The sequence below is a fragment of the Paenibacillus amylolyticus genome, assembly GCF_050990605.1.
In the GTDB taxonomy this organism is placed as follows: Bacteria; Bacillota; Bacilli; order Paenibacillales; family Paenibacillaceae; genus Paenibacillus; species Paenibacillus amylolyticus_H.
This window is the reverse complement of sequence record NZ_CP158832.1, coordinates 3,416,925-3,434,419: the sequence shown is the minus strand read 5'-3', so window position 1 is coordinate 3,434,419 and position 17,495 is coordinate 3,416,925. Positions and strand designations below refer to the sequence as shown.

General features: G+C 45.9%; 14 protein-coding genes. 5 read left to right on the top strand and 9 right to left on the bottom strand.

The genetic code is table 11. The annotated features are described in order from the left end of the window. Nucleotides 1-9 precede the first annotated feature (9 nt). The 3 genes from ABTV53_RS15270 to ABTV53_RS15260 are packed head-to-tail and all read left to right on the top strand — an operon-like array spanning nucleotide 10 to nucleotide 3,597. Nucleotides 10-1,767, top strand: coding sequence for an ABC transporter permease (locus ABTV53_RS15270; RefSeq protein ID WP_433743751.1), 1,758 nt, complete (start codon nucleotides 10-12; stop codon nucleotides 1,765-1,767). Then, entirely contained in the window at nucleotides 1,764-2,813 is a 1,050-nt protein-coding gene (locus ABTV53_RS15265; RefSeq protein ID WP_433743748.1) for an ABC transporter ATP-binding protein, read from the top strand. Before ABTV53_RS15270 ends, ABTV53_RS15265 begins: the two co-directional genes overlap by 4 nt. Before the next feature lie 4 nt (nucleotides 2,814-2,817). Continuing rightward, nucleotides 2,818-3,597 (top strand): Cof-type HAD-IIB family hydrolase, encoded by a 780-nt coding sequence (locus ABTV53_RS15260; RefSeq protein ID WP_433743745.1) that lies wholly within the window; start codon nucleotides 2,818-2,820, stop codon nucleotides 3,595-3,597. A gap of 160 nt (nucleotides 3,598-3,757) precedes the next feature. Here ABTV53_RS15260 and ABTV53_RS15255 read toward each other — a convergent pair whose 3' ends face one another. Further along, complete coding sequence (locus tag ABTV53_RS15255; protein WP_433743742.1) at nucleotides 3,758-4,603, bottom strand: methyl-accepting chemotaxis protein; 846 nt, start codon at nucleotides 4,601-4,603, stop codon at nucleotides 3,758-3,760. 416 nt (nucleotides 4,604-5,019) lie between these two features. Between ABTV53_RS15255 and ABTV53_RS15250 the strand changes: the two genes are divergently transcribed. Beyond that, complete coding sequence (locus ABTV53_RS15250) at nucleotides 5,020-7,680, top strand: peptidase G2 autoproteolytic cleavage domain-containing protein (protein WP_433743739.1); 2,661 nt, start codon at nucleotides 5,020-5,022, stop codon at nucleotides 7,678-7,680. Nucleotides 7,681-8,027: 347 nt separating this feature from the next. Here the strand turns inward: ABTV53_RS15250 and ABTV53_RS15245 are convergent, their stop codons facing one another. The 4 genes from ABTV53_RS15245 to ABTV53_RS15230 form a co-directional block, all read right to left on the bottom strand. Continuing rightward, nucleotides 8,028-8,987 (bottom strand): NAD-dependent epimerase/dehydratase family protein, encoded by a 960-nt coding sequence (locus ABTV53_RS15245; RefSeq protein WP_433743736.1) that lies wholly within the window; start codon nucleotides 8,985-8,987, stop codon nucleotides 8,028-8,030. A 37-nt stretch (nucleotides 8,988-9,024) separates the two neighbouring features. Continuing rightward, on the bottom strand, nucleotides 9,025-10,215 hold the full coding sequence (locus ABTV53_RS15240) for a glycine C-acetyltransferase (RefSeq protein WP_433743733.1): 1,191 nt from the start codon (nucleotides 10,213-10,215) through the stop codon (nucleotides 9,025-9,027). A 520-nt stretch (nucleotides 10,216-10,735) separates the two neighbouring features. Beyond that, a complete protein-coding gene (locus tag ABTV53_RS15235) occupies nucleotides 10,736-11,731 on the bottom strand; it encodes a glycoside hydrolase family 43 protein (RefSeq protein WP_433743730.1) in 996 nt (331 codons plus the stop codon). A 635-nt stretch (nucleotides 11,732-12,366) separates the two neighbouring features. After that, nucleotides 12,367-13,038 (bottom strand): DJ-1/PfpI family protein, encoded by a 672-nt coding sequence (locus tag ABTV53_RS15230; RefSeq protein WP_433743727.1) that lies wholly within the window; start codon nucleotides 13,036-13,038, stop codon nucleotides 12,367-12,369. A gap of 301 nt (nucleotides 13,039-13,339) precedes the next feature. Here ABTV53_RS15230 and ABTV53_RS15225 point away from each other — a divergent pair, with 301 nt between their 5' ends. After that, nucleotides 13,340-13,789 carry a MarR family winged helix-turn-helix transcriptional regulator gene (locus tag ABTV53_RS15225; RefSeq protein WP_433743724.1) on the top strand — a complete coding sequence of 150 codons (450 nt, stop codon included), beginning with the start codon at nucleotides 13,340-13,342 and terminating at the stop codon, nucleotides 13,787-13,789. A gap of 125 nt (nucleotides 13,790-13,914) precedes the next feature. Here ABTV53_RS15225 and vcpD read toward each other — a convergent pair whose 3' ends face one another. The 4 genes from vcpD to arsL are packed head-to-tail and all read right to left on the bottom strand — an operon-like array spanning nucleotide 13,915 to nucleotide 17,488. Further along, nucleotides 13,915-14,322 (bottom strand): ArsD-related vicinal cysteine protein VcpD, encoded by a 408-nt coding sequence (gene vcpD, locus ABTV53_RS15220; RefSeq protein ID WP_433743721.1) that lies wholly within the window; start codon nucleotides 14,320-14,322, stop codon nucleotides 13,915-13,917. A gap of 15 nt (nucleotides 14,323-14,337) precedes the next feature. Further along, nucleotides 14,338-15,453, bottom strand: coding sequence for a GTP-binding protein (locus ABTV53_RS15215; RefSeq protein WP_433743718.1), 1,116 nt, complete (start codon nucleotides 15,451-15,453; stop codon nucleotides 14,338-14,340). 31 nt (nucleotides 15,454-15,484) lie between these two features. Continuing rightward, nucleotides 15,485-16,192, bottom strand: a complete 708-nt coding sequence (locus tag ABTV53_RS15210; RefSeq protein ID WP_433754226.1) for an MIP/aquaporin family protein — start codon at nucleotides 16,190-16,192, stop codon at nucleotides 15,485-15,487. Nucleotides 16,193-16,213: 21 nt separating this feature from the next. Further along, entirely contained in the window at nucleotides 16,214-17,488 is a 1,275-nt protein-coding gene (gene arsL / locus ABTV53_RS15205; RefSeq protein WP_433743715.1) for an arsinothricin biosynthesis radical SAM protein ArsL, read from the bottom strand. Between the last annotated feature and the right edge of the window lie 7 nt (nucleotides 17,489-17,495).

Genomic DNA, 17,495 nt, shown 5'->3' with positions numbered 1-17,495 from the left:
CTGTTAGATATGGAAAAATCGAAGACGAACACCATCTCGTGGCAAGCAGCACGAAAAGGGCGTAAGCCCTTTTCCTCCTGGCTTGGCCAGCTTCGCTGGAGTCGCTTGGGTGCCCTGCTCGGCGGAGCTGCTGTACTTGTCTTTTTTGTCTATCCCATCTTGAAATTGATTTTGCTTAGTTTTCAGGGTGAACATGGTTGGACACTGGCTCATTACGGCGAGATGCTGCAGCAAGAGCGCTTTTGGTCGACTATCCGCAATACCTTTTATATTGTTGCGGGATCTACCCTGTTCGCACTTGTGCTTGGCATAGCACTAGCTTGGGTCGTTGCCTATACGGATATTCGGAATAAACCGGCGTTACATATGGGTATCATGCTTTGTTTCATTTTACCTTCTTATGTACTGACATTGTCCTGGTCTTCTTTTACTGGATCCCAAGGCTGGCTTGCCGGTTTCCTTCAATGGATCCATCCAGATCTGGCCCCGTGGAGCATGTACAGCTTAGGCGGCATCATTTTCGTCATGGGCATTCATCATTTCCCACTCGTTTACATGTTCACGCTGGATGTACTTCGCAAAATCCCGCGCGACCTGGAGTGGGCCGCCAGAGCGGGTGGAGCTAGCAGAGTCGAAGTCTTTCGTAAAATTACACTGCCGCTTGCTCTTCCGGGTTTGACCGCTGGGGGATTGCTGGTATTTCTGGCCTCGCTCGATAACTTCGGCATTCCGGCGTTTCTAGGCACGCCAGTCAATATTTCGGTGCTCAGCACACTGATCTATGAGGAAATTATCGGGTTCGGACCATCCGCCTTTGCCCGTGGTGCCTCTCTCTCCGTTCTACTTGGAGCGGTTGCCGTAGTAGGCAGTTTGCTGCAATGGATTCTTTTGCAAAAAAGCCACGCTTCGGATACGATGCAACCCGATCATACACCGAGATACGCGTTGGGACACATGCGCAAACCGCTGACGTGGGTTATTTGGACAGGCTTGCTATTAATCACCGTCGTTCCTCTTTCATCGATGATTTCAATGTCTTTGAAAAGAGCTTATGGATTAGGCCTAACCCGTGCCAATATGACGTTGGACAATTATCGGTACATCCTTTTGGAGAACGAGCGTGTATGGCAATCCATCCAAAACAGCTTGGTACTGTCCCTGGTTACGATGCTGGTTTGCCTTGTCATCGGCTCAGGATTCGCTTATGTGAGGGTTCGCAAGCCAAATTCATTTAACAAAGTGGCTGAACTTGCTACTGCGGTTCCCTATACGTTGCCAGGCATCGTATTCGCGCTCTCCATCATCTTAGTTTGGATGGAACCGATCCCCGGTTGGAATCCAGGTATCTACGGCTCCATGTCAATCTTGTTTATTGCGTACATTTGCCGATTCTTGATTTTGCAGATTCGCTCTAGTGTTACGTCGTTCATGCAACTCGATTCCTCCATGGAAGAGGCTGCTCGGATTTCTGGTGCTGGGTTTTGGCGCAAATGGAGCGCTGTTTTACTACCATTGCTGTTACCGAGCATGTTAACCGGAGGCATGCTGGTCTTTTTGACCGCACTGACCGAACTTACTGTGTCTGCCCTACTGTATTCCTCCGGCTCTCAAACCATTGGCGTAACGATCTTCAGTTTTGAACAAGCAGGCGACACCCTGTATTCTACCGCATTGTCCAGTCTGATCGTTGCACTCATGGCAGTAGGAGGCGTTCTTCTGTTGCTCGTTCAGCGCTGGGCCTCACGCAAGGGAGTGAAGAAATCATGAGCATCCACATTAAGCAGGTGAGCAAATCCTTCGGCAGCTTTCAAGCGCTGCACACTATTGATTTAACGATTGAGGATGGAGAATTCGTGGCGATCCTTGGACCATCAGGCTGCGGAAAAACGACTTTGCTGCGTATCCTCGCAGGATTCGAACAACCTACCAGCGGCGAAGTATCGATGGACGGAAGTGTTGTAGCCGGGGCAGGCACACTGCTTCCTCCAGAAAAACGTCGGATTGGCATGGTCTTTCAATCTTTCGCACTCTGGCCCCACATGAATGTGGCTGAACATGTGCGCTTTCCGATCCGAACGCATAAGTCCACCCCGCCACATATCAAAAAACATGAGCAATCCCGTATTCAGGAAGTCCTGAACATGTCCGGCTTGTCCCATTTGGCGGATCGAATGCCCCATGAACTATCTGGAGGTCAAAAACAAAGGGTCGCGATTGCACGGGCTATCGCACCTGAACCGTCACTCCTTCTAATGGATGAACCACTGAGTAGCCTGGATGCCATGCTGCGCACGGACATGCGGCGGGAAATTCAGCAAGTCCATCGCAATACAAGGTCCGCCATCGTTTATGTGACGCATGATCAAGGCGAGGCCCTGGCTATGGCTGACCGCATCATTGTCATGAAAGATGGTCGGATTGAGCAGGCTGGTACACCGCAGGATATCTATTTAAGACCTCAGACCGAGTTTGTAGCAAAATTTGTATCGAAATCCAACTTAGTCTCCGGTCACTGGGAAGCGAACCGATTTAAGCCGAAAGGCAGCGAAAATGTGTCTTGGTCCGGGGTCAACGTTGCCGACTACTTCAAACTTAACGGCATCTATCCTGTCAGACCCGATCAGTTTCAATTGCAACCACATCTGCAGCCAGGCATGGGCGGTAAAATCGTGAATGTGCAGTTCCAAGGGAAAGAGTTCCATTATGACATTCAAGGCGACGCCGGTCGGTGGGAGGTCATCTCCCCGCTGCCCTTCTCTATGAACGAGCAAGTCAGCCTGAACATATCATCCTTGGGCAGCGAAGGGGCGTGATCCGTTGACTTCAGCAAACAAACTCGTTCTCTTTGACGTCGATGGCACACTACTAGATCGCCACAATCGGATTCCATCTTCTGCAAAAGAAGCCGTTATGGCTCTAAAAACTGCCGGGCATACGGTTGCCTTGGCCTCAGGGCGTTCTCCTTTTATGCTCGAGCAGGTCAGGCAAGAACTGCAGATCGATTCGTATGTCAGCTTTAACGGTCAATACGTCGTTGATCAAGGGACTCTGATTCATAGCAATCCGATTCACTCAGACGCCGTGGACCAACTATCCGCCTTTGCAGCCATACAAGAACATGCTTTAGTATTCCTGGATCATAAACAAATGAGCTGCAGCCAAGATTATCACCCGCATGTAGAACTATGTCTGAACTCACTTGGCGTGACACACCCTAGTCATCAATCTTCATTTTGTGAAGGCCGGGCGATCTATCAGACCATGTTGTTCTGCACCCCTGAAGAAGAAACATCGTATCACGAACAATTTGATGGGCTACATTTTGTACGGTGGCACCCTCTCTCGATGGATGTTTTGCCAGCTGGCGGTTCCAAAGCAGAAGGGGTGACTCGACTAGCTGCTCGTTTAGGATTTGAACCTGAAGACATCTATGCATTCGGCGATAACTATAACGATATGGAGATGTTTCAATACGCAGGTTGTAGTATTGCTATGGGTAATTCTCCCGAAGCTTTACTACAGCTGGCCTCTCACGTAACACTACGTGCAGATCAGGATGGCATATGGCATGGACTACAGTGGACCGGACTTATTTAAATCTTAATAATTTAATTGAAGTAAGAGGATAAAAAAACTTCTGGATCACATATCCAGAAGTTTTTTTGATTAATTTCTCAGCATTAAATGACTAACGTTGTTCTATTATCCTCGTTGTTACAACGGTTTCGTCTCACTACCAAATACACCCACGAGAAGCTTAAAAATTTCTCGAAGCTTCTAGTAATCGATTCGACAGATCATTTAGACTGGCTAGCGTCTCTTCAATTTCCTTGAATTCCATAGACTGACGTAACACCGTCGCATCAACCGTTGCGGTCCTGGATAGAATCGTCTCTACTTTCTCCCTCATGCGGCCGATACGCTCTTCGGCTTGCTGTACCGCGTTTACACTATCGCCAGCCAGTTTGCGTACTTCATCGGCTACAACCTTGAATGCTCTACCTGCGCTGCCTGCACGTGACGCTTCAATACCAGCATTAAGTCCAATGATGTTCGTCTGCGACGCAATCCTTTTTACCGAATCAGTAATCTTCGTTGTCTCAAGCACTTCATTCTTTGTTTGATCTGCTGAGTTACTCATTGATTTCTGTGCTTCCCGAAGCTCTATGGATGTTTCCAGCAAATTGCTGATACTTGCCGTAATTTGTGTATTGGCCGAGACGAGCAGTTCTGCCAAGTCGGACAACTTGGACTGTCTAGCCAAGCTAACCCCAAACGCTATCGCGCCGACCACCTCATCGTTCTCATCGATCACAGGAATGGCAATCGTACGCGATGGGATACCAAACACTTCTTTCGGAATAGATTTGATGACCATCTCTCTGTTCGTCATTGCCATTTCAATGCCTTGACCTTTCGAGATCGGTGAACCAGGTCTGACATCCCTCGGATCGCTGCGGTCCGGTGAATAAAATATTAGTTTCTCTTTATCTGCGATAGCTAGCGCAATATCTTCTTTCTGGCAAAGCTGTGCAAAAAACGGGGCAGACTTAAGAATACTCTCAACTAATTCAGATCGATTTATATTTATGGTCAACTCCAATGAAATCTCTCCTCTGTCCGAATAATTACTCCACTTTATGTACTTAAATAATATTGTAACTCTGAATTGTTATTTCATTGTTAAGTGAATTGCTGTCGCCTGCGAATCTCTTCGCGTAATTCCTCAAAGAACAACACATCCCCTCTTGTCCTTTCACATCGTTTCTGAAGTTGTTTTAATCACAGTTAGATATAAGTCATAGTCCTCATATAGTAGTCTCTAGTGCTGCACTCGCTTTGTGTATTTTTTCTGAAACACTTCTATCTATTTCTCTCCTTTTTAGTGAATTCATATCATTCGTCCATACCTCAACAGGTGTGATTTCATATTTTAATATGACACGGAGAGTTACTGGATGACGTTTAGCAGTACAATTCGTTCAATAATTGACATGAATTAAAGAGGGGTGAACTAGAATGGGAGATGAGTGTAATCAAAATGCAAATGGACCTTGTTCTGAGGCAGAAGGATCAAATACGACTGCCAATGGTTCAGCTTCACACGCGGAAGGTTATCAGACGATCACCAATGGGGATACCGCGCATGCCGAAGGAAATACAACGTCTGCTGGTGGTGCGGCTTCCCACTCAGAAGGATTTTTAACCACTGCTTCTGCAGATACGGCGCATGCTGAAGGAACCTCTACGACAGCAAGTGGGATTGCGTCTCACGCCGAAGGTTATCTCTCCATAGCAAGTGGTTTATATGCTCACGCGGAAGGAAATGCCACAACGGCGAGTGGCACTTCTTCTCATAGTGAAGGGCAGCTTACATCTGCAAGTAATGTGGCCACTCATGCCGAAGGAATTTCGAATAATGCAATTGGAGAAGCAGCTCATGCCGAGGGTGTTGGTAATAGCGCTACAGGGAGAGCTTCTCACGTAGAAGGCGGTGCTGAAGACTCTTTAGGTAGCTCTGCACCTAACTTGGCTAGTGGAGCGAGTAGCCACGCTGAGGGAGTGGGAACGTCTGCAAGTGGTTTTGCTTCCCATGCGGAAGGTGGAACGTCTGATATACTTTCATTCCCTGGTTCCGAAGCAAGCGGCAGCTTTTCTCATGCCGAGGGGTTTAGCACAACGGCAAGTGGGAATTTCGGCTCTCACTCCGAAGGACAAAATACCACGGCAAACGGAGATTCTTCTCACGCGGAAGGATCTCTGACAACAGCAAATGGTGATAATTCGCATGCGGAAGGAACATCTACTATCACCAATGGTGCGAGTTCTCATGCCGAAGGTGCTGGGACAGAAGCAAATGGGAGTTTTACGCACGCTGAGGGAAACGGGACACTAGCCGTTGGAGAAAATTCGCACACCGAAGGCTTTAATACGCAGACTACGGTTACGGGTGTGAATGCCCATGCTGAGGGAAATACAACCATTGCAAGTGGTGAGAGTTCTCATGCTGAAGGTGTAGAAACCAGAGCAAGTGGATTCGCTTCTCATGCCGAGGGCGGGACTAACGATGTTACTCTCTTCCCTGGTTCCGAAGCAAGCGGCAGCTTTTCTCATGCCGAGGGGTTTAGCACAACGGCAAGTGGGAATTTCGGCTCTCACTCCGAAGGACAAAATACCACGGCAAACGGAGATTCTTCTCACGCGGAAGGATCTCTGACAACAGCAAATGGTGATAATTCGCATGCGGAAGGAACATCTACTATCACCAACGGTGCAAGTTCTCATGCTGAAGGTGCCGGGACAGAAGCGAATGGAAGTTTTTCTCATGCTGAGGGAAATGGTACATTAGCAATCGGAGAAAATTCACACACGGAAGGTTTAAATACCCAAACTACTATGAATGGTGCAAATGCCCATGCTGAGGGGAGTAATACAATAGCAAGTGGTAATAGCTCCCATGCCGAAGGCATTGGTAATACAGCTAGCGGAAGAGCTTCACATGTCGAGGGAGGAGGTTCGTTCTCGGGAGATACTCCCAACACTGCAGGTGGAGATAGCTCTCATGCCGAGGGATTAGGGACAAGTGCCAGTGGGACCGGTTCTCATACCGAAGGAATTGTTACACAAGCAAGTGGTCCATTCGCGCATGCGGAAGGTAATGCGTCAGTTGCTAGCAACCAAGCCGCTCACGCAGAAGGATTTGCAAGTATTGCTAGCGGTTTTGCCTCTCATGCGGAAGGAGAAGCTGTTTCATTACCAATTACCGGATTTACTCGAACACAAGCCGTAGGTAGCGGCTCTCACGCCGAAGGTCAAGCAACTATAGCGAATGGAGATGCTTCCCATACCGAAGGGTTAAATACCATTACGCTTGCAGCCCATTCAGGCTCTCATATCATGGGACGTTACGGAACTTCAGAAGAGTCTTTCTCGTGGTTTATTGGGAATGGTACGTCTCCGACAACACGCGGAATTGGAGCAAAATGGCTAGCTTCTAGTGGCAATATGTTTGTAGATGGGGCCTTTGTTCCCGGAGGTGCAGATTACGCTGAGATGTTTGAATCGGTAGACGGCGCCCCTATAGATGTAGGATACTTTGTCACATTCGATGATTCCAGTGAAACAATACGTAAGGCAAACAGTCACGATTCATATATTTTAGGTGTGTCTAGTGCGAGACCCAGTGTTCTTGGAAACGGTGCAGAAATGCATTGGAGAAACAAGTTTGTGACGGATGATTGGGGAAGGGCTTATTATGAAGATGTGACTATCCCTGCTAAATTAGATGAGGAAGGAAATCCTGTCTCCCCTGCTTACGTAGAAAAACAAAGAAAAGTTAACCCTGATTGGGACCCAACACAAGAATATGTTTCCCGTCTGAAGCGCCCCGAGTGGGTAGCTATTGGTTTATTAGGTCAAATTTTAGTTAGGGACGATGGCACCTGTCATCCAGGAGGGTGCTGTCTTCCTAATGATGAAGGGATTGCCGTAGCGTCAGAGCATGGATTCAGGGTTATGAAACGCACGTTACCCCATCAAGTTTTGATTATGCTTAACGCCCAGCCTTCAATAAGTGAACTTGATCCTGTAATCAAGTTAGAAAAACTAGCCGGACTGAATGAAAAGGGATTTTTAACAGACGAAGAATTTCAAAACGAGAAGCGGAAGATTTTAAATTGATGATTTTATGTTATTTAGAATATATGGTATTTTAAGCCAAGCTACTGAGAAGGTCTAATAAATAATTGTCTCATCCCTTTATCATCAGATATGTATCGCCGGCAATCGGATTATGTTCTTGTCCATTTCGGTAATCGGTACAAGTTCTTGGCTCGGGACAAGAACTTGTACCGATAAAATAAAAAAGTATGCCGTGTTCTATATCTGATAAGCCACAGGCACGAAATGTCTGGGCTGGAGGATAAAAAAAGAAGCTGCAACAAAAGGTCCGGGTAACGCCAAACCTCTTGATGCATGCAGCTTCTTTTGTATTTCTACTCGCTTTGCACAGCGAATTCATAATAACTTTAAGCCTTGCGAAGCATTTGTCTCTCGCTTAGCTGTGAAAGCATATCCTTCGTCATGGCCTTCAGGTCATAGCGGGCATGAAATCCCCATTCTGTTTTCGCTGCCGTCGCATCAATGGAATGCGGCCAGCTATCGGCAATCGCCTGTCTCTTCGGATCAACATCATAATCGAGGATAAAGCCGGGAATCTCTTCCCGAATCGCTTCAGCAATCGTCTCCGGGTCCACGCTCATTGCGGTGACATTAAATGAATTTCGGTGTATCAAGCGACATGAATCCGCTTCCATTAAATCGATGATAGCGTTCAGGGCATCCGGCATATACATCATGTCCATGTTAGAGTCTTTGGCGATATAAGATGTATACCGGCCAGCCGTCACGGCTGCGTAATAAATTTCCACCGCGTAGTCCGTCGTTCCTCCGCCGGGAGGCGTCATATAAGATATCAAACCCGGGAATCGCAGCCCCCTAGTATCCAGGCCGTATTTGTGAAAATAATAATCACAAAGCAGCTCACCGGATACCTTGTTCACGCCGTACATCGTATTGGGTCTCTGGATCGTATCCTGCGGGGTATTGTCTCTCGGAGTCGATGGGCCAAAACATCCAATGGAGCTTGGAGTGAAAAATTGGCAACTGAGCTCCCTGGATACTTCAAGTGCATTCACCAATCCGCCCATATTTAAGTTCCAGGCAAGCAGCGGTTTCTCCTCTGCGGCAGCCGACAGCAGTGCAGCCAAATGAATGACAGTATCCACTTCGTACCGCTTGGCGATTTCGAACATCGCCTTAGCATTCGTCACGTCCAGCAGCTCGAATGGTCCCGATCGGGTAATTTCGTGGGCTGATGATCTGAGATCCGTAGCAACAACGTGATCCGCACCATAAATCTCACGCAATTTAACGACTAACTCAGAACCGATTTGGCCCAGTGCTCCGGTCACCAAAATCTTGTTCATAAGACATTCCTCCCGAAATAGACTCCCGCGAATGCAGCTAAATCAGTTTCATTTCCTTGCCGACTTTCTCATAAACGGAGATCACCTGGCCCAGCATCTCCTTGGTATGGGCAGCTGTAGGCATGTTGCGAATTCTTCCAGTTCCTTTTGGAACCGTCGGAAACAGAATTGCCTTGGCGTAAACGCCTTCTTCATAAAGCCGTTTGCTGAACTGTTGGGTGGTTACTTCATCACCAATGATACAAGGTGTGATCGGCGTTTCGCTTTGGCCTACATCATATCCAAGCTGGCTCAAGCCATTTTTCAAATCATTGCCGTTCTCCCACAGCTTCTCGATCAGCTCTTTGTCATTCATCAAAATGTCGACAGAAGCGCTGCAAGAAGCGATTGCAGCCGGAGGTAGCGATGTCGAGAACAGAAACGGACGGCTTCTCAGCTTCAACCATTCGATCAGTTGTTTTTTACCCGCCACATAACCGCCGACAACCCCGATCGCCTTGGAAAGAGTACCAATTTGAAAGTCAATGCGGTCGGACAATCCAAAATGCTTCACGGTTCCTGAACCTGCTCCGAGAACGCCCGAACCGTGGGCATCATCCACATAAGTAATCAAATCGAATTCTTCTGCTATTTTCACGATTTCCGGCAGCTTTGCTATATCACCATCCATGGAGAAAACCCCGTCGGTGATGACCATAATTTTATGGTACTGGCCGGATTCCTTGGCATCTTTCGCCTGCTGTCTTAAATCATTCATATCCGAATGCTTAAAGCGAATCACCTTGGCTCTAGACAGGCGGCAGCCATCAATAATCGAAGCGTGGTTCAGCTCATCTGATAAAATCGCATCATGCTGGTCCATTACCGCGGATATAGCAGCCATATTGCAGTTAAATCCAGATTGATACACGATAACGGCTTCCGTATTTTTGAAACGGGCCAGTTTTTCTTCAAGCTCAATATGAAGATCCATCGTACCATTAATTGTTCTCACAGCCCCTGCGCCTGCCCCGTATGTCTGCGACGCCTTAACTGAAGCATCAATCAGGCGGTAATCTGTTGCCAGTCCCAAATAGTTATTGGAAGACAAATTGATTAGGGACTTTCCGTCGATACGAATAACAGGACCATTTGCACCCTGCAGCGTATCGATGACGTTATATAGACCTTTAGTCTTTAGATCTTCGATGTTTGAACTTAAAAATTGATCCAATGCTTGACTTGACATTCCATTCCCTCCTCGATATACGTATGTCCTCGTACAGGAGACATAGTATTCTCCAAAAAACCTGTTATAAAAGGGATTAAACTAATTTCAATGTATCATCTTTTTTATTTATTGTACACATGTGGCGGACAAAAAAATAAAATATCCGCAAAAAAACATAGCGATTGCTTATATCTTTTGCTGCTTGGTAGTTTGCAATCCATGCCGATTAGATACACGACTAATCGGTACAAGTTCTTGTCTTCGGCTCGGGACACGAACTTGTACCTATAAAATTAAAAAGCCGCTAAAATAGCGACTTCAATGGGACTATGTTCTTGTCCCTCGACATATATCCGATGGTAAGGAACGGAATTAGTTTCCCTATCCTTAATATCGGATTGAATAGAATAGACCTCATTACCTTGAATGTTCAGCTTCTCGGAATGTGTAAGACAGTTATTCGTTATGCTGATCCCTTCTGGAGCTGCCTCATGTTATGCCTTATCTTGTAATCTTATCTGTTCTGCTAACCCACCAGCTACTCGGCACCCGGATAAGGATTGATCTTCTGGATCGTTCCGTCTTCGTTGTATTTCAGCTCGGAATATTTAACGCAGCGCTTGTGGTTGACGCCTTCCGACAGGGAGCTGTCATGATAGAACAGATACCACTTGTCTGCAACTTGCACAATGGAGTGGTGGGTTGTCCAGCCGATAACCGGAGAGAGAATCTCGCCCGCGAACGTGAATGGTCCCATCGGGTTCTTGCCGATCGCATATACGAGCTTATGCGTGGTTCCTGTAGAGTAGGACAGGTAGTAATAGCCGTTATATTTATGCATCCATGGGCCTTCAAAATATCTCCGTTCCTCGTCCCCGGCCAGAATCGGATTCCCGTCTTCATCGACAATCGATATCTCGGCAGGCTTGCCCTGGAAGGACAGCATGTCGTCGCTAAGCAATGCAACTTGCGGTCCAAGCGCCGGTTGGTCAGGAGCAGGTCCTTCTGCATCTGGCACGAAGCTGCCGGTCTGCCATTTCTCCAGCTGGCCGCCCCAGAGTCCGCCGAAATAGATGTATGACTGATTGTCGTCATCCACCAGTACGGCCGGATCGATACTGAAGCTGCCTTCCATATAATTCGGTTGCGGCGTGAACGGGCCTGCCGGAGACTCTGATGTTGCCACACCCAGACGGAAGATGCCGTCATGGTCCCGCGCCGGGAAGAACAGATAATAGGTATTGTTCTTATAAGCGGCATCCGGTGCCCAGAGCTGCTTGGAGGCCCACGGAATATCTCTCAGATGCAGCGCTTCGCCGTGATCGACCACAGGGGAATCGAAGTTGTTCATCGAGAGGACATGATAGTCTTCCATTTTATACTGGTCGCCGTTATCGTTGCTCGGCTCGTCATGATCGAGGTCATGGGAAGGGTAGATGTAGATTTTGCCCTCGTAGACATGGACGGACGGGTCCGCAGTGAAGATGTGGGTTACGAGCGGCTGGTGGGGCTTAGGTAGTTGTTGTTGATTCATAAGGCATCTCCTTTGGTATTGGAATAATAGAATCCTTCATAATAAGCAGGGCTGGCGCTCTATGTACCGTTGCCCGAGCGCGTAGCCCCTGGCAGCCGCAGGTGAAGCAGCCGTTAACCTCGGGGGACAGTACTGTCTCCGGGACTTCATGCCAGGACATCGGCCGAGTAGGAAGTCATTCATTGAATGCATCGTACCCTCCCTCTGAATTCAAAGCAAGCGTTTACAATCCCTGGTATTATTGTACAAGCCCCGCTTGTTCTTTCCTATACACATACTAAAGATCTTCCCCCGAAAAAAATAGCGGATTCACAAACTAAATCTTCGAAGTCCTCTTCGGAAATAACTTTGCCTTAGGCAACAAAAACCTGTTTCATGATACAAAAACACGTTTTTAAACGGAGAAGTCTTTTATTGGTATGCTTTTATCAAGCCACAATAGTTTCGCCTAGAACTTACTGCTTGTGTCTTTTTTAGATTTTCTCAGGATATGAAGTAGGTGGTGTAATTGGTTCGGCCGAAGTGGGAATATGATCTTGTCCCGCGACACCATTCGTCCAAAAGGTGGTCATGTTTTTCGTTATTTCCGCTACCAAGTACTAACCATATTGAACGTTTAAGCCGAGTTAATAAACCTACCGTGAATTATTTGTGATTATGGGTTCCCGTTTTGCAAACTCTTGTAACATCCCTCTTATTTGTTCTACCAATAAAGCAGGCGCTTTCTTTGGGGAACCCGTGTCAAACGGAGGCTGAGGATCGTATTCCAAAATCAGCTGGACTCCTTTACTCATATTTTCTCCCAATTCCCATGCTATTAATTGAAGTGCCATATCAATACCAGAGGAAACACCGGCTGCTGTAACGATCTTGCCCTGGCGAACCACTCTTTCATCTGTTGGAATTGTTCCAAGAGATTGAAGCAGGTCGAAGGATCCCCAATGACTGGTGGCTACAGATCCTTCTAACAAGCCTGCGGCGCTCAAAATCAGAGAGCCGTTACAAACCGACGTGGTCCATTTCGTAGTTTCATGCATTTGGCGAATCCAATTTAACGTTTCTTCGTCATTCATTGGCGTTTTATAATTTGGCGGACTGCAACCTGGAACAACGAGAATATCAGCTGAAGTAACTTCAGAAAAACTGTAATCGGCATGCAAATAACCCATATTTGAATCCAGTTTGATTAACCCTTTTTTCTTAGCGACAAACTTTACTTCACATTTCAGTGTAGCAGCAAATACATCGTATGGACCTATTGCATCTAATGCTGTGATTCCATTGAAAAGCATAATTGCAATTTTCAAGAGGATCTCTCCTTTGGAGTAGGATTTTATTCTTACAAACAAACTATAACATACCTATACGGGGTATAGGTATGTAGATATTGTGAAGTGTTTTGTGCTTGAATCCATCAATACGGGTCTATCCTTACCAATTATATTATGTTCTTGTCCATTTCGGCAATCGGAACAAGTTCTTGTCCTCAGCTTGAGCAAGAACTTGTTCCCTTAAAATGATGACCACTCGTTACTGCTAGCGAAAATCCAAATAAATAATTGTTATTTGTCATGTCATAAGATATAACTGAGATGAGGTGACTAAAACATGGAAAATGTACGCGAGTTATTCCAAATCATGACTAGGAGGTTTGGTCTGCTCAATAAGAATTGTTGTACCGTAGGAGGCATTGATGTATCTCCGGCTCAAAGTCATATTTTGTATGAGGTAGACCGTCAGCACAATCCCTCCATGCAGCAAATTGCTGACACTTTAGGCACAGATATTACAACCTTCAGTAGACAGGTCCAATCCTTGGTAAAGCTTAAATTACTTATGAAAACACCGGATTCCACAGACCGACGTGTGTATCTACTGTCACTTACAACCGAGGGGAAATTTGTAGCAACAACCATTGATCAGCAAATGAATGCCTATCTCGAAGAAATTTTTTCGTACATGAGTGGATTCGAGAAAGAGATGGTGATTAATTCAATTAAGCTATTGAATAATGCAATGCTTCAATCTGATAACTGTTGTCAACCTGTAAAGGGATAATCTCACATCCTACTCCGATGCGTCCAATAGAGACAGTTATTTAAAACTCCTAATATTTTCTACATGTATGTTACATAACACATAATATAAGACGACCACCGAGATTAAACGGTGGTCGTCTTATATTAATACACTGTATTCATGGAACGCAGCGCTTTCTCAAGAGACTCATATTGAACCTGCTGGGCAAAACTCAGAAGCTTACCATTAATGACAACCGCAGGTGTAGCAAACTCGAAGACCTTGTCTGACTGAATATGCGCAAAGCCTCGCTCCTCAAATAGCGATTTTAGTTTTCGTTTTGCCAGCGCACGATCCATCGGGAGGGAATAATCATATACGTGAATCATTACCTCTTGTTCGAATGTCTCTTTTAACCTTCGCTTAAGTTCCTGATATTCATCCAAAGAAGCAGTGTCGTCGGGAGCAGTGCAACAGTCAGCGGATTCCACATCATTAATATCGCAGCAATCCGTTGTTTGATGTAGCTTTATATTTGGGAAAAGTTCAATGGAGTTTTTTGTATTCAACATATATTCCTCCTCACCTCAAGAAGTTACTTTCATCCGATGCGTCGGTTGTGGAGGCAGTGGACTAAAGCATTCGTGATACGTTTGTTCCCAAACCGTCCCAAGCTCCTGATCCATGGAGGCAATCGCATCCGATACAACTAAGTCCAGAAGTGCCGGTGAAGCTTCAATCCGAATGTTCAGAACGACCCGGTACTGATTACCCATTTGTGAGTAGCTATTGGTGTATATAGGTGCTACACCTGTTTGAACAACACTTGCTTTGACATAGCCTGTATCATTACCAGCATGTACCTTCAAATGCGCTACGGCCATCTTTTCCCTCAAAAAATGCTCGTTTAATTTACTTAAAAGTCCATCTACCCACTGCTGAGGATCAAATGTTTTTCCATCCGGATGTTTCACATCACCCAGCACGTTCATCCATGCAAGCTTGGCTTCGCCTTCAGCATATACACTGTAATCAATATCCAAAAGTTTATGACCGCTTGGAATGGTGCTGTTCCATAAATCGAGTAAAGTATTCAAATGAACACCCGCAGTCGCTGAAATCGGCTGTATATATGAATTCGGATAGCGCTGATGAAGATAGGTGACTACTTTATCCATCTCTTCTTCCGTATATTGATCCAGCTTATTTACTGCGATAATATCGGCCTCTCCTAACTGTTTTTCAAAAATATAACTTACCGATTGAGAAAACAGAAGATGGCCTCCCTCTTCCTCATTCAATTCAGCCAATAACCTGGCCGGATCAACCACGATGGTTAAGGGAACCGTAGTGAACTCATTCGTGTAATTCTGTTTCAAGGGTTGAATAACCGTTGCAGCGAGATCCGTGCAACTGCCAACCGCTTCACAAATAATGTAATCCGGCTTTTTTTCCATCGCAAGTTGGTTTAAATGTTCATACAGATCCTCGAATCGACAACAGAAACATCCCCCTGTGACTTCTTTGGTTTCCAATCCACTGGTTTGTGCGAGTTCCGTATCAATCAATTCTTTGCCTTGGTCGTTGGTAATAATGGCCACCTGTTTTCCCTGCTCTTGCAAAAGGTTGGCCATTTGTATCATCGTTGTTGTTTTACCTGCTCCCAGGAAGCCGCCGAGCAACACCATTTGCACCTTTTTCATGGAAAGTGCCTCCTCTTATTTTCAGAATGGGTTATTCATGAATGATTCTGTAGACATAAGCGGCCGTGATCGCACCCATGGTTGTCCATACGATATATATCCATAAAAACTCCAAGTGTCCGGAGGCCAAGGCTGGACCTAAAGATCGTGCAGGGTTCATGGATGCTCCACTTACAGGACCTCCAAACATCGCTTCCAAGGCTACGGTTCCACCTATAGCGATCCCGGCAAATGATTTTGAAGCTTTAGCATGGACAGCAGAACTTAAAATGACCATCATCAAAATAAAGGATAGAATGAATTCCAGAATGGCACTTTGCAGCCAGTGTCCCGAAGGAATTGTCGCCCCCAATCGCCCTACATTACCGAACATGAATAACAAAGTCAGACTCGCCGCGTATGCGCCAATACATTGGATAAGAACAAAAGAGAAGGCTTCAATCGCTGTGATTTGTCTCGAAAAATAGAAAGCGATTGTAACCGCTGGATTAAAATGTGCTCCTGATACATGCCCAAAGGCGTAGATTAACACCATGACAACGAGTCCGAAGGTAATCGCTACCCCAATATGGGTTAAAGTCCGTGTGGCGGTATCTACCACTACGGCACCTGTGCCGGCAAACACCAGAAAATAACTTCCGATCCATTCGGCGATCCATTTTTTTCGGAGATCAAGCAATACAGAATTGCGACTGGTTTCAAAGTTTATCATGGGAAAACCATCTTTGACTTCTGTCACATTCAAACGGTTGTCCCCCCTTTAACATTTTAAACAGCAGCGTTTAAAAATACCGTCTTCAGGAACCGTAACGATCTCTTGAAATAGTTCATCCATATCAGGGTTAGGGTGTTTCCATTCGTAATAGAATTCATGTTCAATCAGTTCAAGCGATTGTATGGAAGCTTGTCTTAATAAAGGAGAACCCTTATACAAATACAGCCTGGTTTCATATTGTATCGGATCAATAGTGTCTTTTAGTTGATTATCGTCTACAAAAGAACGGAAAGTCGTTAAATCATCGGTATTGGTCCAGGGGTTGAACATGATGAAGGTTGGGTTAAGTGAGATCTCGATGTGGCGGAGATACGCAATAGCCTGTTCGATATCTCGAATAGAAGTGTCCTTGGCTACGGCATCCAGTACAATTTCGGATGGGAACTCTAAGGCTGAGGTAATGAACTTCACACCGAGCGCTTTCATTTCGGCTAATGTTTCCTTATTTTCAAGAATGTGATCTACCCGGGTAGTGAAGTCATAGGTGAGATCCGGAAATTCCTCGTGCAGCTGACGTAATATCTTGATACCGTGGTATTTGGCATTAAAAAAGTCTGCATCAATAAAGGATAAATGTGTCATTCCTCCTGCCACAAGGTTCCTGACATCCTGTAGTACAATTGATTCAGGTACCAGAATCACCTTACCCTCATACGCGGCATACACCGAGCAATACAGGCATTTATGATGACAACCACGTGCGATTTCAGTCGAGCCCACGATTTGCTCGGAGCCTAATAGTTTGTTGATTTGCTTCTGAGGATACTTGTAGAGAGGCGGTAGCATATGCCGTGTGGGAACATTCAAATGATCTCTTGACATATATGGATGAATTTCTTTACCTTGCAGAGCATCACGTCCGATGAGAATGCCATCGAGGGTGCAATCGGTATCTCCATACAAATACTTTGCGAGATTGACCAAAGGCTTCTCCCACTCCCCGCAAACACAGGAGTCGCTATACGTCCCGGCAAGTCTGCTGGCATTAATGGTTGCATGCTGGCCAAAGTACGTAATGTGTGCCTTCGGATTAACCCGGCGAATGATATGCGTTAGCTGGGTAGCCGCTTGCACAGCATCAAATAATGGAATGGAAATAGCGATAAGCTCTTGATTGAGAAAACGTTCCTCTTCTATTCCTTCAACGTAGGTATCCAGTACCGACACATCGAAACCTGCATGTAAAAAAGCGGTCAACGCGGTAGCAACCGTCATTGGTTGATAGCCACCTTCAAAGTTGGAAACCAACAGGACCTTCATGAGCATT

Coding starts and splice junctions, on each gene's coding strand:
- ABTV53_RS15270 (WP_433743751.1), top strand. CDS start 10: ATGGAAAAATCGAAGACGAACACCATCTCGTGGCAAGCAGCACGAAAA.
- ABTV53_RS15265 (WP_433743748.1), top strand. CDS start 1,764: ATGAGCATCCACATTAAGCAGGTGAGCAAATCCTTCGGCAGCTTTCAA.
- ABTV53_RS15250 (WP_433743739.1), top strand. CDS start 5,020: ATGGGAGATGAGTGTAATCAAAATGCAAATGGACCTTGTTCTGAGGCA.
- ABTV53_RS15245 (WP_433743736.1), bottom strand. CDS start 8,987: ATGAACAAGATTTTGGTGACCGGAGCACTGGGCCAAATCGGTTCTGAG.
- ABTV53_RS15240 (WP_433743733.1), bottom strand. CDS start 10,215: ATGTCAAGTCAAGCATTGGATCAATTTTTAAGTTCAAACATCGAAGAT.
- ABTV53_RS15235 (WP_433743730.1), bottom strand. CDS start 11,731: ATGAATCAACAACAACTACCTAAGCCCCACCAGCCGCTCGTAACCCAC.
- ABTV53_RS15225 (WP_433743724.1), top strand. CDS start 13,340: ATGGAAAATGTACGCGAGTTATTCCAAATCATGACTAGGAGGTTTGGT.
- vcpD (WP_433743721.1), bottom strand. CDS start 14,322: ATGTTGAATACAAAAAACTCCATTGAACTTTTCCCAAATATAAAGCTA.
- ABTV53_RS15215 (WP_433743718.1), bottom strand. CDS start 15,453: ATGAAAAAGGTGCAAATGGTGTTGCTCGGCGGCTTCCTGGGAGCAGGT.
- arsL (WP_433743715.1), bottom strand. CDS start 17,488: ATGAAGGTCCTGTTGGTTTCCAACTTTGAAGGTGGCTATCAACCAATG.